The sequence below is a fragment of the Aeromonas sp. TW 6 genome (genome assembly GCF_013168745.1).
In the GTDB taxonomy this organism is placed as follows: Bacteria; Pseudomonadota; Gammaproteobacteria; order Enterobacterales; family Aeromonadaceae; genus Aeromonas; species Aeromonas caviae.
Genome location: NZ_JABERS010000016.1, coordinates 70326 through 90880, shown reverse-complemented (window position 1 = coordinate 90880; position 20555 = coordinate 70326). Strand labels below are relative to the sequence as shown.

General features: G+C 61.5%; 16 protein-coding genes and 1 pseudogene. 10 read left to right on the top strand and 7 right to left on the bottom strand.

Going from position 1 to position 20555, the window contains the following annotated elements; translation table 11 throughout:
- The 3 genes and pseudogenes from HKD46_RS10205 to HKD46_RS10195 form a co-directional block, all read left to right on the top strand.
- Positions 1 to 401: RNA-guided endonuclease TnpB family protein (locus HKD46_RS10205; RefSeq protein WP_185219256.1), on the top strand; the 401-nt coding region annotated here is incomplete at its 5' end.
- A 52-nt stretch (positions 402 to 453) separates the two neighbouring features.
- Positions 454 to 3099 (top strand): annotated as a pseudogene (locus HKD46_RS21565) (response regulator); the annotation flags it as partial.
- Entirely contained in the window at positions 3096 to 4112 is a 1017-nt protein-coding gene (locus tag HKD46_RS10195; protein WP_113978922.1) for an HD domain-containing phosphohydrolase, read from the top strand. The pseudogene HKD46_RS21565 and the gene HKD46_RS10195, both read left to right, overlap by 4 nt.
- On the opposite strand, the gene HKD46_RS10190 is transcribed toward HKD46_RS10195, so the two are convergent.
- The 4 genes from HKD46_RS10190 to HKD46_RS10175 all read right to left on the bottom strand — a co-directional run bounded on the left by HKD46_RS10190 (position 4088) and on the right by HKD46_RS10175 (position 8423).
- On the bottom strand, positions 4088 to 4732 hold the full coding sequence (locus HKD46_RS10190) for an MBL fold metallo-hydrolase (protein WP_113978923.1): 645 nt from the start codon (positions 4730 to 4732) through the stop codon (positions 4088 to 4090). The two genes, HKD46_RS10195 and HKD46_RS10190, sit on opposite strands and share 25 nt — an antisense overlap.
- A complete protein-coding gene (gene mnmH / locus HKD46_RS10185) occupies positions 4726 to 5856 on the bottom strand; it encodes a tRNA 2-selenouridine(34) synthase MnmH (protein ID WP_113978925.1) in 1131 nt (376 codons plus the stop codon). The genes HKD46_RS10190 and mnmH overlap by 7 nt, the downstream gene beginning before the upstream one ends.
- Complete coding sequence (gene selD, locus HKD46_RS10180; RefSeq protein WP_113978927.1) at positions 5853 to 6890, bottom strand: selenide, water dikinase SelD; 1038 nt, start codon at positions 6888 to 6890, stop codon at positions 5853 to 5855. The genes mnmH and selD overlap by 4 nt, the downstream gene beginning before the upstream one ends.
- Before the next feature lie 348 nt (positions 6891 to 7238).
- The gene (locus HKD46_RS10175; protein WP_113978928.1) at positions 7239 to 8423 is read right to left on the bottom strand and encodes an acyltransferase; all 1185 of its coding nucleotides are present in this window, start codon (positions 8421 to 8423) and stop codon (positions 7239 to 7241) included.
- Positions 8424 to 8682: 259 nt separating this feature from the next.
- Between HKD46_RS10175 and HKD46_RS10170 the strand changes: the two genes are divergently transcribed.
- Entirely contained in the window at positions 8683 to 9318 is a 636-nt protein-coding gene (locus HKD46_RS10170) for a glutathione S-transferase family protein (protein WP_171865370.1), read from the top strand.
- Positions 9319 to 9786: 468 nt separating this feature from the next.
- Here HKD46_RS10170 and HKD46_RS10165 read toward each other — a convergent pair whose 3' ends face one another.
- Positions 9787 to 10980 carry a class I SAM-dependent methyltransferase gene (locus HKD46_RS10165; RefSeq protein WP_171865369.1) on the bottom strand — a complete coding sequence of 398 codons (1194 nt, stop codon included), beginning with the start codon at positions 10978 to 10980 and terminating at the stop codon, positions 9787 to 9789.
- A gap of 184 nt (positions 10981 to 11164) precedes the next feature.
- On the bottom strand, positions 11165 to 12595 hold the full coding sequence (locus HKD46_RS10160; protein ID WP_171865368.1) for a methyl-accepting chemotaxis protein: 1431 nt from the start codon (positions 12593 to 12595) through the stop codon (positions 11165 to 11167).
- A gap of 85 nt (positions 12596 to 12680) precedes the next feature.
- Between HKD46_RS10160 and HKD46_RS10155 the strand changes: the two genes are divergently transcribed.
- Together HKD46_RS10155 and HKD46_RS10150 are read left to right on the top strand one after the other, a co-directional pair.
- A complete protein-coding gene (locus tag HKD46_RS10155) occupies positions 12681 to 12953 on the top strand; it encodes an acylphosphatase (RefSeq protein ID WP_010674727.1) in 273 nt (90 codons plus the stop codon).
- A 12-nt stretch (positions 12954 to 12965) separates the two neighbouring features.
- Positions 12966 to 13700 (top strand): CHAD domain-containing protein, encoded by a 735-nt coding sequence (locus HKD46_RS10150; protein ID WP_045524856.1) that lies wholly within the window; start codon positions 12966 to 12968, stop codon positions 13698 to 13700.
- A 71-nt stretch (positions 13701 to 13771) separates the two neighbouring features.
- On the opposite strand, the gene metG is transcribed toward HKD46_RS10150, so the two are convergent.
- Positions 13772 to 15805: a methionine--tRNA ligase gene (gene metG, locus HKD46_RS10145; protein WP_113978933.1), complete on the bottom strand. Its 2034-nt coding sequence runs from the start codon at positions 15803 to 15805 to the stop codon at positions 13772 to 13774.
- 185 nt (positions 15806 to 15990) lie between these two features.
- On the opposite strand from metG, the gene apbC reads away from it, so the two are divergent.
- From apbC to HKD46_RS10125, 4 genes are all read left to right on the top strand, one after another.
- A complete protein-coding gene (gene apbC / locus HKD46_RS10140; RefSeq protein ID WP_113978935.1) occupies positions 15991 to 17073 on the top strand; it encodes an iron-sulfur cluster carrier protein ApbC in 1083 nt (360 codons plus the stop codon).
- Positions 17074 to 17181: 108 nt separating this feature from the next.
- On the top strand, positions 17182 to 17826 hold the full coding sequence (udk, locus tag HKD46_RS10135) for a uridine kinase (RefSeq protein WP_010674731.1): 645 nt from the start codon (positions 17182 to 17184) through the stop codon (positions 17824 to 17826).
- Between the two features lie 63 nt (positions 17827 to 17889).
- Positions 17890 to 18471, top strand: a complete 582-nt coding sequence (dcd, locus tag HKD46_RS10130) for a dCTP deaminase (protein WP_045524859.1) — start codon at positions 17890 to 17892, stop codon at positions 18469 to 18471.
- 321 nt (positions 18472 to 18792) lie between these two features.
- Positions 18793 to 20265, top strand: a complete 1473-nt coding sequence (locus HKD46_RS10125) for an inorganic phosphate transporter (protein WP_171865367.1) — start codon at positions 18793 to 18795, stop codon at positions 20263 to 20265.
- Positions 20266 to 20555 lie beyond the last annotated feature (290 nt).

Genomic DNA, 20555 nt, shown 5'->3' with positions numbered 1-20555 from the left:
TTGCCAGCATGTCAAAATCAGCAGCGGGCACGACCAGTCAGCCGGGGCGCAACGTCCGGGCAAAATCAGGGCTGAATCGTTCGATATTAGATCAGGGCTGGTTTGAACTGCGCCGCCAGCTCGAATACAAGCAGGCATGGCGAGGTGGTCAGGTGTTGGCGATAAACCCGGCCTACACCAGCCAGCAGTGCGCCTGTTGTGGGCATACTGCGAAGGATAACCGCCAGACGCAAAGCCAGTTTAAATGCGCTGCGTGTGGTTATGAGGCGAACGCCGATGTGAATGGCGCTCGCAATATTTTAGCGGCGGGACACGCCGTTTTAGCCTGTGGAGGCGCGGTGCAATCAGGCCGCCCGATGAAGCAGGAACCCGGTACTGCGCGAGCAGCTATCACCCAGTAATGGGAATCCCCCTCCTGTGACGCGAAGCGCTAAGGTGGGGGAGGATGTCAAGATCCGCATTGCCAAGCGTCTGCGCCTTGGGGGACGTGATCTTGGTCTGCTGCTAATCAACGTTCAGGCTGCCCGTATGCTCAAGGAGTTTGCCGACAACCGCGGCAAGGCAGCCGATCACATCATGCTGTTCAACCAGGACGGATACTGGCTGCGCAGCCCGGACCCATCCCGGGAGTGGGGCTTCATGCTCGAGCGCCCGGATCTGACTCTGAAGCAGACTTCTCCCCAGGCCTGGCAGGCGTTCTGGGACGCATCAAACGGCCAGATGGAGTCTGCCGACGGACTCTGGAGCTGGACCACCCTGTACCCGGCACAGAATCATGATCAGCTGATCTGGAAAGCCGCGTCCCTGGTGCCGCACAGCGAGCTGCAGGCCATTCGCACTCATATCTGGGGGATCATCTTGGCCGCCAGCGCCGTGCTGCTGCTGTTGTTTGGTGCCGGTGTGGCTGCACTGGTGCGCAGCAGGCACAAGGAGCAACTGGCCCAGCAGGAAGCGGCCAGGTTGGCACAGGTCAAAGGTGATTTCATCGCCAACATGAGCCACGAGATCCGCACCCCCATGAACGCCATCATGGGGCTGACCTACCTGCTCGAACAGGGAGGGCTCGAGGATGGTCAGCATGCCCTGGTGCGCAAAATCCACCAGGCCGGGCAGGCGCTGCTCGGGATCATCAACGACATCCTCGATTTCTCCAAGATTGAGTCGGGTCGGCTCAAGCTTGAGCGGGTGCCATTCAGTCTCGAAGAGGTGCTCGATCACGTGGCGGCCATCATGTCCACCTGCGTTGGCCAGAAGCACCTCAAACTGGTGGTGAGCAGTGCCCCCGAGCCGGTTTCCCATCTGATTGGGGACGCCCTGCGCCTCGAGCAGGTGCTGCTCAACCTGACCGGCAATGCCATCAAGTTTACCGAACGCGGCGAGGTGGAGGTCAAGGTTGTGCTGGAATCAGAGCAAGACGGCATGGCCACCTTGCTGTTTCGGGTGCGCGACACCGGGATCGGCATTCCCCCCGAGCAGCAGGCCAACATTTTCAATGCATTCTCCCAGGCAGACTCCTCCACCAGTCGCCGCTTCGGGGGCACCGGGCTTGGTCTGACCATCAGTCGCCGCCTGGTGAATCTGATGGGGGGGACATCGGCGTCACCAGCGAGCTTGGCAAGGGGAGCGAATTCTGGTTCCGCGTCCGGCTGGAGCAGGGGGAGCGGCCCGAGGCCTTGAACGAGCGCCTGCAGCACATCTCGCTGCTCATCGCCGACGACAATCAGGTGACCCGCGACGCCCTGTCGATGACGGTGGGTTCCCTCGGATGGCAGTCGCGGGTGGTGGAGTCCGGTGAGCAGGCGCTGCACCATCTGCTGCGCCAGGGGGAGCGTTTTGACGTGATCCTGCTCGACTGGATCATGCCGGGCATGGACGGGCTCGAGACCTGCCTGGCCATTCGCCGCGCCTTCGAGCAGCAGGAGCGTTCACCCATCATCATCATGGCGACCGCCTATTCCCAGGATGAACTGATGCACCGCCCCGGCTCGGATCAGGTGGATCTGGTGCTGCACAAACCGGTCACCGGCTCCAGTCTCTACAACGCGGTGGCACGTCTCATCCACGAGAAGCGCGAGCATGTGGAGCCCCTTGAGAGTGGCCAGCGCCGTCTGCGCCTGCCGGGCGTGCACATACTGCTGGTGGATGACAGCGACATCAACCTGGAGGTGGCGACCCGCTTGTTGCAACGGGAGGGGGCCGAGGTGATCACCGCCATCGATGGGGAGCGAGCCCTGGCCTGCCTGGCAGATCCGGCACGGCGCATCGATCTGGTACTCATGGATGTGCAGATGCCAGTGATGGATGGCTACGAGGCGACCCGTCGCCTGCGTCTGCTGCCGGGGCGGGAGGAGACTCCCGTGCTGGCACTCACCGCAGGGGTATTCAAGGATCAGCGGGAGGCGGCGCTGGCCTCTGGCATGAACGACTTCATCGCCAAGCCGCTCGATGTGGAGCAGCTTATCGCGACCTTGCTGCGTTATCTGCCGGACTGTGTCCTGCCGCTCACAGTGAGCGACGAGCCACTCCCCCATGAGCCGGTGGCCGGCATCGATATCGATACCGGACTGCGCAACTGGGGTGAAGCCTCGGTCTATCTTAAATACCTGCGGCGTTTTCGCGATGACTACATGACGGTTGGTACCGTGTTGCCGGACTATATCGCCCAGCACGAGACCGATGCGGCCGCGAGCCTGACCCACAAGCTCAAGGGGGGGGCGGGGAGCCTGTCACTCACCGATGTGGCGCGTATCAGTGCCGAGTTGAACGAGGCCATCGAGCAGGGTGGCGACACCAGCCAGCTTATCGCACCCTTCCTCGAGGCCCTGGAGCGTGCACAACACTCCATCGATACCTATGCCGGGCGCGGTCAGTTCCCCGCTGGCCCAGGGGGAAGCGCGGGAGGTCTGCCTGCACGCCCTGCATCAGGCCCTGGTGAGCGAGGATCTGGATCTGATTGAGCCGGCGCTGAGCCAGGCAAGGAGTCACTTGCCTTGCGAGCTGGTGAGCGAAATAAGTGCAGCCCTGGAGCTGTTCGATATCCCGTTCGCCACCCGCAAGCTGGAGGATTATCTGGAGGATCGGGAGGAACCTGCGCCATGAGTCGACCGCGCGTGTTGATCATCGACGACGAGCCGAGCAACCTCGGGTTGCTGCGGCAAATCCTCAAGGAGGAGTACAACCTCTTCTTTGCCAAAGGGGGAGAGGAGGGATTGGCCGCCGTGGGGCGTCACGAGCCGGCACTTATCCTGCTGGACGTGCGCATGCCCGATATGGATGGTTACGAAGTGTGCCGTCGGCTCAAGGCCGATCCGGCTCATGCCGGGATCCCGGTGCTCTTTATCACCGCGAGCGACAACGCAGACAGCGAGAGCCAGGGGTTCGAGGCGGGCGGAGTGGATTATATCTACAAGCCGGTCTGTCCGAGCACGGTGCGTGCCCGGGTGCGCAATCATCTCTCCCTGGTGCGCCTCGATCAGCTCGAGTGCAGCTATCGCACTGCCATCGTCATGCTGAGCGAGGCGGGCCACTACAACGACACCGACACCGGGGTGCATATCTGGCGCATGGCCGCATACGCCCGGGCCCTGGCTGATGCGGCTGGCTGGAGCCCGGAGCAGTCGGATCTGCTGGAGCTGGCGGCCCCCATGCACGACATGGGCAAGATTGGTATCCCCGATCACATCCTCAAGAAGCCTGGCCCCCTCACCGAGGAGGAGTGGGTCATCATGCGAAGTCACCCGCGCATCGGTTACGAGATTTTGAGGCGATCCGATGCCCCCATTTTTCGCATGGCGGCGGAGATTGCCCTGCACCACCACGAGAAATGGGACGGCTCCGGCTACCCCGCCGGCGAGACCGGCGAGGGGATCCCCGAGGCGTCGCGGATCGTGGCCATCGCCGACGTCTTTGACGCCCTGAGCGTGCGTCGTCCCTACAAGGAGCCCTGGCCCCTGGACCGGGTGCTGGCCACCATGCGCGATGGCTCCGGCCAGCACTTCGATCCCCGGCTGCTCTCCCGTTTTCTCGAGATCATGCCGGAGATCTTGCGCCTCAAGGCTCAATGGGATTCCCGCGAGGAGCGGGGGGATTACCAGATGGGCTGTGTCAGATAGGGATTGCTGGCCCGTTCGTGACCAAAGGTGGAGCTCGGGCCATGGCCCGGAATAAAGACGATCTCATCGCCAAGGGGCAGCAGGGTCTCGGTGATCGACTTGATCAGCGTCCCGTGATCCCCGCGCGGGAAATCGGTGCGGCCTATGCTGCCGGCAAAGAGCACATCCCCCACCCATGCGAGGTATTCTGCCTGGCAGAGCAGCACGATGTGGCCCGGAGTGTGGCCCGGGCAGAAATAGACATCCAGCTTGCACCGGCCCAGCTGCACCTTGTCACCCTGTGCAAGCCAGTGATCGGGGGTGAAGGCCGGTGTGTGGGAGAAGCCGAACATCTGACTCTGCTGGGGCAGGATATCGAGCCAGAAGGCATCCTCCTTGTGGGGGCCGGTAATGGCGACACCGGTTCTCTCGCGCAGCTCGGCGGCGGCGCCCACATGATCCAGATGGCCGTGGGTCAGCAGGATATGGGTGAGGGTCAGCCCCCGTTTGGCTATGGCTGCCAGCAGCTTGTCCGCCTCGCCGCCGGGATCGACGAGGGCAGCCTGGCGGGTCTCGTCACACCAGATAAGGGAACAATTCTGGGCGAACTGGGTGACCGGGATCACCTCGAACTTCAACATGTGGGACTCTCCTGAGGGGTCTGAAGGGGGGAGCGTTTGGCGAAGAAGGCGAGGCAGGCCTCCTTGTCACCACGAAACAGGATCCGCTCGCGCTTGTTGTCCAGCTGATAGCGGTACATGGGGTCATAGTAGCGAGTCAGCAGCAGCCTGATCCAGACCAGATGGGCGCGGGTGTCCCCGCTCTGGGCCTGTTCCCTGAGGGCGGCCTGCAACAGCCCATCGAGTTCGCGATAATCCTTGTCCCCGAGTCGGCGCTTGAGCCTGGCCATGGCGTCGGTGAGGTAGCCGGCAAACAGCGGCCAGCCTGCATCTGGCCCATGGAACTCCAGATAGCGCAGCCAGAGATCCTGCACGTAATCGGTGCGGATCTGCTCGGCCCGTGCCTCCTGCGGCACCTCCACCACCACCAGAGGAGCCCGGCACATGGCCTCATAAAGGTTGAGTGGCAGGGCGCAGCGACCGATGAGACGGCTCTCGTCTTCCAGCACAAACTGTGATTCCCCCCGGTTGCGACGCTGAAGCAGCTCGATGGCAAGCCGGTTTTCGAAGTCGATGTTGCCGGGTTGCCCACCCGGCAGCTGGCCAAACGACGACCCCCTGTGACGGGCGTGCCCTTCCAGATCCACCGCCTGGGTGATGTGCGCCAGCATGTGGGTCTTGCCGGAGCCGGTCATGCCGGTCAGCACGGTCCAGTCGCACTCTGCACTGGCCTTCTCCTGGGTCTCGATGAGAAAGTGGCGCAGCGCCTTGTAGCCGCCCGCGACCCGGGGGCGGGTGATGCCGGCCTCGGCCAGCCACTGCTGCACTGTCTGGGAGCGCAGGCCGCCGCGAAAACAGTAGAGCAGGGCGTCGGGTTGCTGGCGCAACCTGGCCAGCCAGCCTTCCATGCGCGCGGCGCGCACCGCGCCACCCACCAGTTGATGGCCCAGGGTGATGGCTGCGGCCTGTCCCTCCTGCTTGTAACAGGTACCGACCCGGGCACGCTCCTCGTCCGTCATCAGCGGCAGGCTGACGGCGGTGGGAAAGGCCCCTTCCTTGAACTCGACGGGGGCACGCAGATCGATGAGTGGAACCTCATCCAAAAAGATCTGGGCGTAATCCGTGGCCAGTGGCAGGGCACTCATTGGACAACCTCGATGAACTGGTTGCCGGTGCTGGCCTGCAACTGGCCGATGGGAGAGAGGGTCAGCCCTGCCTGTGCGGCAATGGCAAGGAGCTCGGCTTCACTTTCTTTACCGACGGCCACCAGCAGGCCGCCGCTGGTCTGCGGGTCACACAGGATGTTGCGGGTGCGATCATCCATGGCACCCAGCTTGTCACCATAGGAGTCGAAGTTGCGCAGGGTACCGCCCGGTACGCAGCCCTCACTCAGGTAGTAATCCACCTCGTCAAGCAGCGGCAGCGCCTTGAAGTCCAGGCGGGCACTGACGCTGGAACCTTCGCACATCTCCAACAGGTGGCCTGCCAGTCCAAAACCGGTCACGTCGGTCATGGCGTGTACGCCGGGTAAGGCGGCGAAGCGCTGGCCAATCTTGTTGAGGGTGCACATGGCATCCGGGGCCAGTTGCTCATGCTCGGGCTTGAGCTTGCCCTTCTTCTGGGCTGTGGTGAGGATGCCGATGCCAAGCGGCTTGGTCAGATAGAGGGTGTCGCCCACCTGGGCGGTGTTATTCTGCTTGATGGCGTTGAGTGGCACGATACCGGTCACCGCAAGACCGAAGATGGGCTCGGGGGCGTCGATGCTGTGACCGCCTGCCAGAGAAATGCCCGCCTCGTGACACACCTGGCGACCCCCGTCGATCACCTTCTGGGCCACTTCAGGTGCGAGTATGTTGACGGGCCAGCCGAGGATGGCGATGGCGACGATGGGCTTGCCGCCCATGGCGTAGATATCGCTGATGGCGTTGGTGGCGGCGATGCGACCGAAGGTGAAGGGATCGTCGACGATGGGCATGAAGAAGTCGGTGGTGGAGACGATGCCCTGACCGTTACCGATGTCCACCACGGCGGCGTCATCTTTGCTGCTGTTGCCGACCACCAGGGTGGGGTCGTCAAAGCCCGGGATCTGGCTCTTCAAGATGGTGTCGAGCACCTTGGGGGAGATTTTGCAACCGCAGCCAGCGCCGTGGCTGTATTGGGTCAGACGAATGGAAGACATGCTTTCCCCTTGTGTGGGCAGACTTGCGTGTGCCAATAACTGCTGTGGCACCGTCAAATGTGCGCGCAAAAATAGGGTGGCCCTGGCGGCCTGTGAACACAGTGATGTCAGGCTGCCTGGCAGGACGGGAGGAGGGCAAGGATGCGCCGGCGAAGCCCCGCCGAGGACCACAGGACGGGCCATTATGCCACAGACGGCCCTCTTGATTCGAACTGAAATTCACACAAAGCGCAGGGGATCGTCGGGTTCAAAAAGATCCGTACCCTTCGCCTTGCTCAGGCTAGTCTCACTTTGAGCCGCCCCGACGACGTGCTGGTCTTGCATCGGGGCTGCATGTGGCGACGGAAACTAGCCAGCTTGCTCCATCACTGGTTGGGGAGCCTTGCCTAGCCGGCGCAGTCGCCGTTGCAGCGGCCGCTCCAGCAGGGTGTAGCTCAGCGCCGAGAGCCCGATCAGCACGGCGAGCATCAACAGGGTGGCCAGCACCCCCAGCAAGGGGTTGGTCTGGGCGTACCACCACGCGGTGAGCCCCGGCGCCAGAGAGTGGACAAGCTCGCAGCCGGTGAGCAACACCAGGGCGTGGAGCAGGTAGATGGAGTAGGAGAGATCCCCCAGCCAGTTGGTGAAGCGGTTGTCCAGGAGGCGCAGCAGCGGGCTCTGGCGATCGCCCTGGCAGGCGGCAATCCAGATCAGCAACACGTAGGCGCTGATCAGCAGCAGGGTCAGCTGCGGCGTCATGGTGAACTGCATCAGCGCGAAGGGGAGCAAAAAGGCGAGCAGCAGCGGCAGATCCCGCTGCATCATGGGCCACTGGCGGGCAGCCTTCACCTTCGGCAGCAGCCAGAGGCCGAGCACGAATTCACTCACCCCGCGCCCGATGGCCAGCGCCCCGCTGGTGACATCCAGGGTACCGCGACTGTGCACGATAAAGGCCAGCACCGTCAGGGCCAGCAAGGGGGCGAGGTTGCTCCAGCGGCTGCGGGTGACGGCGAGGGGAATGAGCAGCGGAAACAGCAGATAGCTAATCCACTCCACGCTGAGCGACCAGGCGGCGAAGTTCCAGGTCAATCCGTGATCGGTCACCACCTGCAGCAGCAACAGGCTGCTTGGCAGCGCCTCGGCCGGGGTAAAGGGTGAGCCGAACGGAGGCATTCCTTCCCACTCCCACATCTTGAACAGGGGGCCGGCGTAGAAGCCAATCCCATGGTGGGCCTTGTAGAGCTCCCAGCCCACCAGCAGCAGCAGGGTCACCAGGTAGAGGGGATACACCCGGGTGAGCCGCAGCCAGAGGAAGCGGCCATAACTTATGGTGCGGGGCGTGCGGGCGAAAGCCTCCCCGTAGACATGGGCCAGCACCAGCCCGCTCAAGATAAAGAAGAGATCGACCCAGAGGTAGCCGTTCTCGATGAGTTGGGTGTGGCCGGCGATCGACTCCATCCACTGGGGGAAGAGCAGCAAGCGGGCGTGGAACAGCACCACCATCAGGGCAGCGATGCCCCGCAGCGGCGTCAACAGCGGCAATGATTGATTCATGACGGGATCCTTGATGATGTTCAGCTTGGCCTGACATCGATTTTTGTTGTGGTGCCGCTCATCAACCCTGATGAGTCGGCTGCCCCGGCTTGGCGGCCACAGGCGGGATCACCCTACCTAAAAGAGAGTCATACGGGTGTGATTGCCGTCATGAATGGGCGTTTATCATCCCAGAACCAGCATGGGATAGGGACGCATCGAAAATAGAGAGGGGATCTAGACTAGGGAAGTCATCCCTCTGAGCGTCAGGAACATCCTCATGAAACTCTATGCCCACCCCTTTTCGTCCTACAGCCAGAAAGTGCTGATCGCTCTCTACGAGAATGCCACCCTGTTCGAATACCGGAACCTCGAAGAGCCGGCGGCCAGCGCCGAACTTGCCGCCCTTTGGCCACTCAAGCGCTTCCCGGTGTTGCTGGATGATGGTCGCTGCATCCTCGAGAGCAGCACCATCGTCGCCCATCTGCAGGCGCACCATCCGGGCCCCGTCAGCCTGATCCCGCCCGGCGATGCGGGTCTGGAGGTGCATATGCTGGATCGCGTCTTCGACAACTATGTGATGACGCCGATGCAAAAAGTGGTGCTGGATGCGCTGCGCCCGGCCGCTGATCGCGACCACTATGGCGTAGCGGAGGCCCGCGAGATGCTCAATCAGATCTACCCCTGGCTTGATCAGCGACTGGAAGGACGCCACTGGATTGCCGGCGCAGACTTCACGCTGGCCGATTGCGCCGCCGCCCCCTCGCTCTTCTACGCCGACGAGATCCCGGCTGGCTATGGCCGTCTGCGTGCCTATCGCGCCCGTCTGCTCAATCATCCCTCCATCGTGCGGGTGGTGGAGGAGGCGAGGCCATTTCGACACTACTTCCCGCTGGGCGCGCCAGCGCGTGATTGAGCGGGATGACTTGTGGTGGGCGAGTATTGTCGCCCCAGGCAATGTGCGAGGCGGACAAGGGGCATGGCGTGATCCATTGCAGGGGAAAACAGCAATATTCATTCAAATGAGTGGGTATGCGTTTATGGCTGATATTTCCCCGAGGATTTTTTAATATTGATGCGTAATATTTCATGCTTTTGCATATAGCAAATGCCGGGCATGTCTCTGCTGGTGGGTTGTGTAGTGAAAGAGAGATGAGAATCGGGTTAACGATGCGGCAACCTTTGATTGAAGATGGCAGTCGTCAGTCGAAGAGGAGGGATGGGGGCAGCAATCGCTGTTGGTGGCAAAGTCGGGGGGAGGTTGTCTCTTTGGCGGCCGCATAAAAAAAGCCCGCTTTGATCGCGGGCTTTTTGATGACTAGCAGAACCCAGCCTGGCCCGGATCTGGCACCGGGAACAAGGGGGCTGCGCTGGTCTGCTCGGCTTAGCGGGCGCGCACCACCAGTCCCTTGAGGTAGAAGCCTTCCGGATAGGCGGTGCCGATGGGGTGATCGGATGCCTGGGAGAGGAGCTCCAGGATCTGGGCATCACGGCCGGCATCGAGGGCCGCATCGGCCACTATCTTCTGGAACAGGCTCTGCTCCATCAGGCCGGAGCAGGAGTAGGTCAAGAGCACGCCACCCGGCGCCAGCAGTTGGAACGCCAGCATGTTGATGTCCTTGTAGCCGCGGCAGGCGCCCAGCAGCTGGGCCTTGCTCTCGGCAAACTTGGGCGGATCCAGCACGATGACATCGAACTTCTCGCCCTTCTCGCGATATTCGCGCAAGAGCTTGAAGACGTCGTGACGCACGAACTGGGTGTTGCTGGTATCGAGACCGTTCAGCTCGGCGTTCTGGCGGGCGATGTCCAGCGCATTCTGGGAGAGATCGACGTTGACTACCTCCTTGGCACCGCCCTGGAGGGCATAGACCCCGAAACCGCCGGTGTAGCAGAAGCAGTTGAGCACCCGCTTGCCTTCAGTGTATTTCGCTGCGGCAAGGCGGTTGTCCCGCTGATCCAGATAGAAACCCGTCTTGTGACCGTTACGAATATCGACCAGGATCTTGACGCCGCCATTCTCCTCGATCACCACGGGGTCGGTCGGGGTCTCGCCATGGATGACGCCGGTGCGCTCCTTCAGCCCTTCCTTCTTGCGCACGGCCACGTCGGAGCGCTCATAGATGCTGCACTCGGGGTAGAGGGTGCGCAGGGCCTGGGTGATGAGCTCGCGCTGGAACTCGGCACCGGCGGAGAGGATCTGGCACACCAGGAAGTCGGCGTAGCGGTCTATAGTCAGGCCCGGCAGGCCGTCGGATTCGGCGGCGCAGAGGCGATAGCCGGTGAGGCCCTGACGCTTGATAAGCGGATCCCGGGACTCTTGGGCATATTTGAGACGGCGGATGAAGAAGTCGAGATCGACGGTCTCGTCCTTGTCGAAGGTCCAGACCCGGGCACGGATCTGGGAGCTGCCGGACCAGGCGCCACGGGCGAGCCATTTGCCGTCATGGGTGAAGATCTCGACGGTATCGCCGTCAACGGGGTTGCCCTGCACCCGCTCAATGCCCTTGGAGAAGATCCAGGGGTGGCGACGCAGCAGGGATTTTTCGCGGCCTTTGACGAGATAGATGGAAGCGCTCATGGGTAGTTGCCGATGGTAGAAAAGAAGGGGGCATATAGTAGGGGCTGTGAGGGTAGGCACGCAAGCCGCGTCTACCGGGATCCGTGCATCCTCACGCGGTCAGGGTCGGACGGGCTGTTTCGCGCGTCCCCAGCGCCTGGCCCAGACGCGGCAGGCCATCTGGAGGATGGCCTGCCGGAGGGGGTCAGATCCGCAGGCCGGTGAGCGCCTGACCGAGTTCGCTGGCGGTTCCCTTGAGGCCGGTGGTGCCGGCGACCGCCGCGCTGGCGGACTCCTCCACCCGGCTCGCCTCGTGGCGCACCTTGTCGAGGTTGCGGGTGATCTCTTCTGCCACCGAACTCTGCTCTTCGCTGGAGGTGGCGATCTGGGTGCTCATCTCCAGCACCGCATCGCTGTGGTTGCTGAGCCGCTCGATGTCCATGCCCACCTCGGTGATGAGCTGCTGGCTGTCGGCCGCGCGCCCCACCGTCTTCTCCATGATGTCGTTCAACGCCCCGGTCCCGGCCTGGAGCTCCTCGATCATCTGCTGGATTTCCACCGTGGCCTGCTGGGTGCGGCTGGCGAGGGTGCGCACCTCGTCGGCCACCACCGCAAAGCCGCGTCCCTGTTCACCGGCGCGGGCGGCCTCGATGGCGGCGTTGAGGGCCAGCAGGTTGGTTTGCTGGGAGATGGCGTTGATGACGTTGACCACTTCGTTGATGCGATTGGCGTTGTGAGTCAGCCGCTCGACCGCGCCCGAGGCATTGCCAATCTCGTCTGCCAGGGTGCGGATGGCGGTGATGGTACGTGCCACCCGCTGTGCCCCGTGAGTCGCCTCGTCGCTGGACTGGCGGGTTTGCAGCAGGGTGTCGTTGGCGTTGCGGGCCACTTCCCGGATGGCGGCGGACATCTGCTCCATGGCGGCGGCCAGGGAGTCCATGTGCTGGCGCTGGGCGCGGGCAAGCTGCTCGCCGTCGCTGGCATGCTCGCGAAATTCGTCGGCGGCCAGGGTAAGGGCATCGGCGGACTCTTCCACCAGTTGCACTATCTTGTGCTGGCGGTCGGTGAAGGTGTCGATGCTGCCCGCCAGAATGGAGAACTCATCGCGCACCGGGAAGAAATTGAGCCGGAAGGTGAGATCGCCGTTCGCTACCGTCTGCAATGCCTTGTTGGTGGAGTAGAGGGCCCCCGAGACGAAGGTCATCAGATAGTGAGTGATGAGGGCCAGCAGGGCGGCCAGCACCGCGATGATGGTGAGCGTGGTGCCCTGACCATCCCAGAGGGCGTAGTGACTCGTATCCAGGGTGCCGGAGACGACGCCCGCCTGACCTGCGCTGGCGCCATAGCGATAGATGTCCCCTTGCTGGCTAAGGCCGGTGGCGGTGCCAGGCGTGAGTACGAGATCCGCGGGCAGGGTAAGGGTCGGCTGCTGGCTCACCAGCTGGGCCGTGGTCTCGACCCGCCCTTTTAGCTGATCCACTCTGAGCTGCATCGCCTGATCATGGCCGTCGGCCAGCAGATACCAGGTGAGGAAGGCGATGAACACCAGGGGGCACCAGAAGGTGATGAGAAATTTCTCGCTGATCGTGAGGTGAATGAGATAACGGTCAACCCACCGAAACTTTACTTCTTTCATAATGGTATTGCGTCCTGCAAGGGGAAGAGAGTGTCGCGCTCATTATCGCCCCGGGGAAAAATTACTTAAGGGAAAGGTGTGATAAATGGGAGAGCAATCGTTTGTCGTGCGGGTGTGGGGTCAGGTTCAGGGAGTGGGGTTTCGCTACTTCACCCGGGAGCGGGCGCTGCAACTGGGGCTGCGGGGGCATGCCTACAACCTGGAAGATGGCTCGGTGGAAATCCTGATTGCCGGTCCCGAACAGAAGGTACAGATGATGCTGGGCTGGCTTGAGCACGGGCCCCGAACCGCCACCGTCACCCGAATGGAGTGCACCCAGGCGTTGCCACCCACCGGAACCGGTTTTCATACCAACTAGCCGGGAGGGTTCATGGGGGAGAGCGGGATTGCGCAGGCCAACCGGCTCGTTGGGCAATATCGGGGGGCGACCCTGGCACTGCGCCAGCACAAGGGGATGGAAGAGGTGCATGCCTACCGGATAGCGGCCCGCCGCCTGCTGGCGCTGCTCGCCCTGTGGCGACCCCTCATTCATGAGCCCGAGCTGGAGCGGCGATTGACCCGTGCCGTCGGCACGCTCTCCGCCCTGCGCGATGCCCAGGTCTATGCGCAGCATCATGGTGGCTCGCTTCGGCAGAACCGCTTGCCACGGGTCCCCCTGTTGACCGGCCTGCTTGCCCGTTGGCTGGCCCGACTGGAAGAGGTGCCCGTCGGTGTCGATCTCTTGCCGCTGTTTCAGCTGCATCTGGCGCTGTCACTGTCGGATGCACTGGCGAAGACCACCTCCCTTCCTGTGGGCATCAGGGCGAAACTTCGGTGCTGGCACCGGCTGCGCCTGGTGCTGAAACAGGCGCGCTACGGGATGGAGCTGCTGACGGCACAGGGGGGAGGGGATCCGGCCTGGTTGTCCATGCTGGTGAGCTGGCAGGAGCGGCTTGGGCAATTGCAGGACAGGCGCCAATGGCTAAGACGCCTTGGGGGCGAAACGGGGCGAGGCCAGCAACGGCGAGCCCTGAAAACAGAGATCCGCTGCCAACTACTGCAACTGGATTGCCATCAGGCGGAGCTGGTCGGCCTTCGCATGGCATTGCTGCAGAGCGGGCAGTAAGCACCCCACAAGGTAAAAAAAGAGAGGCCATTGGCCTCTCTTTTCATTGGGACTGTCCGGGAAGGGGCGTATTACTTCACGCGCATGCCCGGCTGGGCACCTTCCTGGGGCTCGAGGATCCAGAGATCCTTGCCACCTGGACCTGCCGCCAGCACCATGCCTTCGGACATGCCAAAGCGCATCTTGCGCGGGGCCAGGTTGGCCACCATCACGGTCAGCTTGCCTTCCAGATCTTCCGGGTTGTAGGCAGACTTGATACCGGCAAACACCTGACGGGTTTCGCCGCCGATGTCCAGCTGCAACTTCAGCAGCTTCTCGGCTTCCGGCACCGCTTCGGCCTTTTTGATCAGCGCCACCCGCAGGTCAATCTTGGCAAAGTCGTCGTAGGTGATGGTCTCGCTGATGGGATCGTCCACCAGGGGGCCTGCCGGTTTCTTGCTCTGCTCCTTGGCGAGATCTTCCTTGGACGCTTCCACCATGGCATCCACCTTGGCGGACTCGATGCGGGAGAAGAGCGCCTTGAAGGGGGCGACGCCGTGGTCGACCAGAGGGGCGGCGATGCCGTCCCAGGTCAGGGTCTCGCCGAGGAAGGCTTCGGCGCGCTCGGCCAGTTGCGGCATGACGGGCTTCAAGTAGGCCATCAGCACGCGGAACAGGTTGATGCCGACGGAGCAGACGGCTTGCAGCTCGGCATCCGCCCCTTCCTGCTTGGCGATGACCCAGGGAGCCTTGTCGTCCACATAGCGGTTGGCCTTGTCGGCCAGGGCCATGATCTCGCGGATGGCGCGGCTGAATTCGCGCGCTTCATAGGCTTCGGCGATGCTGGTGCTGGCGTTGGCAAACTCGGCGTAGAGTGCGGGCTCGGCGCAGGTGGCGGCCAGCTTGCCGTCAAAACGCTTGGCGATAAAGCCGGCGTTGCGAGAGGCCAGGTTGACCAGCTTGTTGACCACGTCGGCGTTGACGCGGGAGACGAAGTCTTCGAGGTTCAAGTCCAGATCGTCGATGCGGCTGTTGAGCTTGGCGGCGTAGTAGTAACGCAGGCACTCCGGATCCAGGTGCTTGAGATAGGTGGACGCCTTGATGAAGGTGCCCTTGGACTTGGACATCTTGGCGCCGTTGACGGTTACATAGCCGTGCACGTTTACCTTGGTCGGCTTGCGGAAGTTCGCGCCTTCCAGCATGGCCGGCCAGAACAGGCAGTGGAAGTAGGCGATGTCCTTGCCGATGAAGTGATAGAGCTCGGCGTCGGAGTCCGCTTTCCAGTAGCTGTCGAAGTCGATGTCGCCGCGCTTGTTGCACAGGTTCTTGAACGACGCCATGTAGCCGATGGGGGCGTCCAGCCAGACATAGAAGTATTTGCCGGGGGCACCGGGAATTTCGAAGCCGAAGTAGGGGGCGTCACGGGTGATGTCCCACTGCTGCAGGCCGCTTTCGAACCACTCTTGCATCTTGTTGGCCATCTCTTCCTGGATGGCGCCGGAGCCGCGCACCCAGTCGGCGAGCCAGGCTTCGAACTGGGGCAGGTCGAAGAAGAAGTGCTCGGAGTCCTTCATCACCGGGGTCGCACCGGAGACGGCGGATTTCGGATCAATCAGCTCGGTCGGGCTGTAGGTGGCGCCGCACGCGTCGCAGTTGTCACCGTACTGATCGGGGGACTTGCACTTGGGGCAGGTGCCCTTGACGAAGCGATCCGGCAGGAACATGGATTTTTCCGGATCGAACAGTTGGGAGATGGTGCGGATCTTGATTTTGCCGGACTCTTTGAGGCGGCCATAGATCACGCCCGCCAGCTCGCGGTTCTCGTCGCTGTGGGTGGAGTGGTAGTTGTCGAAGCTGATGTTGAAACCGGCAAAATCCCCCTGGTGCTCCTGGGAGACGGCGGCAATCATCTCTTCCGGCGAGATCCCCATCTGCTGCGCCTTGAGCATGATGGGCGTACCGTGGGCATCGTCGGCACAGACGAAATGCACCTGATGGCCACGCATTCGCTGATAACGAACCCAGATATCGGCCTGGATGTGTTCCAGCATGTGGCCGAGATGGATGGAGCCGTTGGCATAGGGGAGGGCGCAGGTTACCAGCATTCTACGAGGATCAGTTGCCATAATACGTTCTTTATGTGCCTGTTGGGATGATACAGTGCCGTGCATGTTACCCGAATTGGGGGCGGCCTGCCTAGGGTTGTGGCCCCCGGTGCCCTGACTGGCGGCATCACGATGACGTCGGCAAGCCACTGATTTATGTGCGGTAACCGTTCACCTCAGCATAACGACAACATAATGGGGAGTTAATGGTGATTGATTCAGTAAAACAGATCCTGGCCGAATTTAAGCCGGCAGGATGGGGCAAGGATCTGGTCGCGGCCGGTTTTGTGCGTTCCGTCGAGCGGCACGAACAGACCCTGGCCATCACGCTGGTGCTGCCCTTTGCCGGCCAGTCCCTGTTTGAACAGATCAAAGAGGAGTTCGATTCCCGGCTGCGCAGCGCAACCGGTGCGACCCGCATCGACTGGACGGGGGAGATAGACGTGGCCAGCATGCCCCGCGCGCAGCAACTGGCGGCGGTGCAGGGGATCCGCAATATCCTGGTGGTTGCCTCCGGCAAGGGAGGGGTGGGCAAGTCCACTACCGCGGTCAACCTGGCGCTGGCGCTGCAAAAAGAGGGGGCGCGGGTCGCCCTGCTGGATGCGGACATCTATGGCCCCTCCATCCCGACCATGACGGGGACCCTCAAGGAGCGCCCTGTCAGCTTTGATGGCAAGCTGATGGAGCCGGTGATGGCCTGCGGCATCAAGAGCAACAGCATCGGTTATCTGGTGGCCGAGCAGGATGCCACCATCTGGCGCGGTCCCATGGCGAGCAAGGCACTCGGGCAGATCCTGCACGAGACCCGCTGGGGCGAGGTGGACTACCTGGTGGTGGACATGCCCCCGGGCACTGGCGATATCCAGCTGACGTTGGCCCAGCAGGTGCCCACCACGGCGGCGGTGATCGTCACGACGCCCCAGGATGTGGCGCTGGCAGATGCCCGCAAAGGGATTGCTATGTTCAACAAGGTCAATGTGCCTGTGCTTGGCATCGTCGAGAACATGAGTTACCACGTCTGCAGCGCCTGCGGGCATCACGAGCCGTTGTTCGGTACCGGCGGTGGCCAGAAGATGGCGGAGCAGTATCACGTGGCGCTGCTTGGTCAGTTGCCGCTGCATATCGACATTCGCCAGCACATGGATGACGGCTGCCCCACCGTGTTCGGTGCGCCGGATGGCGAGCTGTCACAGACTTACCTGAAACTGGCTCGCCGGGTAGGGGCCGAGCTCTATTTCAGTGCAAAACCGATTGCGACCCCGCTCTACACGGTGGCGCTGGACGAATAATCGGCGTTCGGCCAATGGGGACGGATTTGGGGTGGGCATGGCCACCCCTTTTTCATATAATGGATCGGTTTAAACAATCCCCAGTGCTCTTCTCTTTAGGTATTTTCAATGTCTGATACTCAACATTCCTGCGTGATCATCGGTATTGCTGGTGCATCCGCGTCCGGCAAGAGTCTTATCGCCCAAACCATCTATGAAGAGCTGGTGGCCGAGCTGGGAGCGGGTCAGATTGGTGTGATCACCGAGGATTGCTACTACCGTGATCAGACCCACCTGACCATGGAAGAGCGGGTCAAGACCAACTATGACCACCCCAATGCCCTGGATCACGATCTGCTGGTGCAGCATCTGACCCAGCTGACGCAAGGGGAGGCGGTCAACATCCCCCAGTACTCCTATACCGAGCACACGCGCATGACCGAGGTCACTACCTTTGCACCGCGCCGTGTCATCATCCTCGAAGGGATACTGCTGTTGACTGACAGCCGCCTGCGCGAACTGATGGACGCCTCCATCTTCATGGATACCCCGCTCGACATCTGTTTGCTGCGCCGTCTGGTGCGCGATGTGCAGGAGCGCGGTCGTACCATGGACTCCGTGCTCAAGCAGTATCAGAAGACTGTGCGTCCCATGTTCATGCAGTTCATCGACCCGTCCAAGCAGTATGCTGACGTGATCGTGCCCCGTGGCGGCAAGAACCGCATCGCCATCGACATGCTCAAGGCGCGTATCCGCCATATGTTGATTGGTTGAGAGAAAACAAGCCGGGTGATGCCCGGCTTTTTTTAATGAATCTTTTGTCAGGAGAGTCGCAGAATGCGTCTTTGTGATACCGATATCGAACGGCACCTGGATGAAGGCAAGATCGTCATCGAGCCGAGGCCCGGTGTTGAGCGGATCAGCGGCGTCAGCGTCGATGTGCTGCTGGGCAACGAGTTTCGGGTGTTTCGCGATCATACCGCGCCTTATATCGACCTTGGCGGTACCAGTATCGAGATGGCCGATGCCATCGAGCGGGTGATGAGCGAGGAGATCCACGTGCCGGACGGTGAAGCCTTCTATCTGCACCCGGGTCAGCTGGCGCTGGCGGTGACCTATGAATCGGTTACCTTGCCCGCCGATATCGTCGGCTGGCTGGATGGTCGCTCCTCCCTGGCTCGCCTGGGCCTTATGGTGCACGTCACCGCCCACCGCATCGATCCGGGCTGGTCCGGTCGCATCGTGCTGGAGTTTTACAACGGCGGCAAGTTGCCTCTGGCCCTGCGTCCCAAGATGAAGATCGGTGCCCTGAACTTCGAGATGCTGTCAGGTACCGCGGCTCGCCCGTACAACAAACGGGAAAATGCCAAATACAAGAGTCAGCAAGGGGCTGTGGCCAGCCGGATCAACCAGGATTGATCCCCGCACCGTGCGGCTTGTCTATCGAGGAGGGTGCCAAGGCACCCTCTTTTTTTATCTGACAAAAGGAAACGGGCGTGCCGAGCGGGTTGAAAAGCGGCCTTTTTCGGGACATTGAGCCATGCTCAGGCTTTGATTGGCGCCTATCCACAGCAATGGAATGGACTTAAATTAATCCTCGACAAGCCCCGTTCCTACAGGCCCTAAGACATTTTCTGACGGAATGCCCTTTTTTTTTTTTGCTGAAATATTTCAACAACGGGTATGGCGCATCGAGCCTTCTGGCATAATCCGCCGCAACTCATAAACAGGTTCGTTTTTATGTTTGAAATGTTTAGTGGTTTGGGTTTGTGGTGGTCAATCGGTTTGGTATTGGCCGTTTTTTTTGTGCTGGCCTATGAATTCATCAACGGCTTTCACGATACCGCCAACGCGGTAGCAACGGTTATCTATACCAAGGCGATGCCGGCTCATATGGCGGTGGTGGCTTCCGGTCTGTTCAATTTCGCCGGTGTCATGCTGGGTGGATTGGGGGTGGCCTACGCCATCGTTCATCTGCTGCCCATCGATCTGCTGCTTGGCATGGACTCCACCCAGGGTCTGATCATGGTGTTCTCCCTGCTGTTCTCGGCCATCGTCTGGAACCTGGGAACCTGGTACTTCGGCATTCCGGCATCCAGCTCCCACACCCTGATCGGTTCCATCCTGGGAGTAGGCGGTGCCTATGCCCTGATCAGCCATCAACCCCTGAAAGAGGGTATCAACGTCGGCAAAGCCATCGACATCATGCTCTCTCTCATCATCTCTCCCACAGTGGGCTTCATCATTGCCGCCTTGCTGCTGTTCGCCATGAAGCGCGTATGGCTTGGCAGCAAGATCCACAAGACCCCGGAAGAGCGCTTGCTGGTGGACGGCAAGAAGCATCCACCGTTCTGGGCCCGTGTCACACTGATTTGTTCCGCAATGGGGGTGAGCTTCGTGCACGGCTCCAACGATGGTCAGAAAGGCATCGGTCTGGTGATGCTGGTGCTGATCTGCATGGCGCCTGCCTATTTTGCGCTGGACATGAACAGCCGATCCTATGACCTGGACAGAACCCAGGATGCCAACCAGCGCATCATGGAGATCTACCAGCGTAACCAGGATCAGGTTTCCCATCTGGTGAACTTCAGTGTCCCTGCCAAAGCCCAGGAGGAGCTGATGAGCCACTGTGCGGCAGGGGAGGCCCTGCAGGCCATGGCGACCCTCGACAAGCGTCTGGGCCAGGTGCGCACCTACGAGGAGATGAACCTGGTGGATCGCCGCGAGGTGCGTCGTCTGCTGCTGTGCATCGACGACACTGCCCGCAAGGTCTCCAAATTGTCGCTGCCGGCCAAGGAGCTGACCGATCTCGCCAAATGGCGCAAGGATCTGACCGCCACGGCCGAATATGCGCCGACCTGGGTCATCGTGTCCATCGCCCTGGCGCTCGGTTGCGGCACCATGGTGGGCTGGCGTCGTATCGTCTACACGGTAGGGGAGAAGATCGGTTCCTCCGGCATGACCTACAGCCAGGGCATTGCAGCCCAGATCACGGCCGCCGCGTCCATCGGGATTGCGAGTCTGACCGGGATGCCGGTGTCCACCACCCACATTCTCTCCTCTGCGGTGGCGGGGACCATGGTGGCCAACAAGTCCGGCCTGCAGAGCCAGACCATCAAGACCATTCTGCTGGCCTGGGTGCTGACATTGCCGCTCACCATGCTGCTCTCCGGCGGTCTCTTCCTGCTGAACAACCATCTCTTTGGCGGATAAGCGCGACAGTCATTGGAAATGAAACAAGGGCCTTCGGGCCCTTTTTTGTTGCCTGGTGAATGTCACGTCATACGGCAATAGTTCAATGAGTGATAGCTATATGCCATCAGACAAGCAGTTGAACAGCAATATCTATCACCTTGTTTGTTTCTCTGCATCCCTGAACCACCTGTTGTGCACAGTGAGGGCAGCATCCTTGTTACGAGCCGACCCTTGCACGTGAAGCTGAAGGGAGGGCGTTCAACGGGTCTATGATCCTCACCAGAAATGATGAGAGTGAAGAGTGCCAC

What these genes read in the sequence shown, in the direction of transcription:
- dcd (WP_045524859.1), top strand. Translation starts at nt 17,890, where the DNA reads ATGCGTCTTTGTGATACCGATATCGAACGGCACCTGGATGAAGGCAAG.
- HKD46_RS10175 (WP_113978928.1), bottom strand. Translation starts at nt 8,423, where the DNA reads ATGAATCAATCATTGCCGCTGTTGACGCCGCTGCGGGGCATCGCTGCC.
- HKD46_RS10150 (WP_045524856.1), top strand. Translation starts at nt 12,966, where the DNA reads ATGGGGGAGAGCGGGATTGCGCAGGCCAACCGGCTCGTTGGGCAATAT.
- HKD46_RS10190 (WP_113978923.1), bottom strand. Translation starts at nt 4,732, where the DNA reads ATGTTGAAGTTCGAGGTGATCCCGGTCACCCAGTTCGCCCAGAATTGT.
- udk (WP_010674731.1), top strand. Translation starts at nt 17,182, where the DNA reads ATGTCTGATACTCAACATTCCTGCGTGATCATCGGTATTGCTGGTGCA.
- HKD46_RS10155 (WP_010674727.1), top strand. Translation starts at nt 12,681, where the DNA reads ATGGGAGAGCAATCGTTTGTCGTGCGGGTGTGGGGTCAGGTTCAGGGA.
- mnmH (WP_113978925.1), bottom strand. Translation starts at nt 5,856, where the DNA reads ATGAGTGCCCTGCCACTGGCCACGGATTACGCCCAGATCTTTTTGGAT.
- HKD46_RS10160 (WP_171865368.1), bottom strand. Translation starts at nt 12,595, where the DNA reads ATGAAAGAAGTAAAGTTTCGGTGGGTTGACCGTTATCTCATTCACCTC.
- HKD46_RS10195 (WP_113978922.1), top strand. Translation starts at nt 3,096, where the DNA reads ATGAGTCGACCGCGCGTGTTGATCATCGACGACGAGCCGAGCAACCTC.
- selD (WP_113978927.1), bottom strand. Translation starts at nt 6,890, where the DNA reads ATGTCTTCCATTCGTCTGACCCAATACAGCCACGGCGCTGGCTGCGGT.
- HKD46_RS10125 (WP_171865367.1), top strand. Translation starts at nt 18,793, where the DNA reads ATGTTTGAAATGTTTAGTGGTTTGGGTTTGTGGTGGTCAATCGGTTTG.
- HKD46_RS10170 (WP_171865370.1), top strand. Translation starts at nt 8,683, where the DNA reads ATGAAACTCTATGCCCACCCCTTTTCGTCCTACAGCCAGAAAGTGCTG.
- apbC (WP_113978935.1), top strand. Translation starts at nt 15,991, where the DNA reads ATGGTGATTGATTCAGTAAAACAGATCCTGGCCGAATTTAAGCCGGCA.
- metG (WP_113978933.1), bottom strand. Translation starts at nt 15,805, where the DNA reads ATGGCAACTGATCCTCGTAGAATGCTGGTAACCTGCGCCCTCCCCTAT.
- HKD46_RS10165 (WP_171865369.1), bottom strand. Translation starts at nt 10,980, where the DNA reads ATGAGCGCTTCCATCTATCTCGTCAAAGGCCGCGAAAAATCCCTGCTG.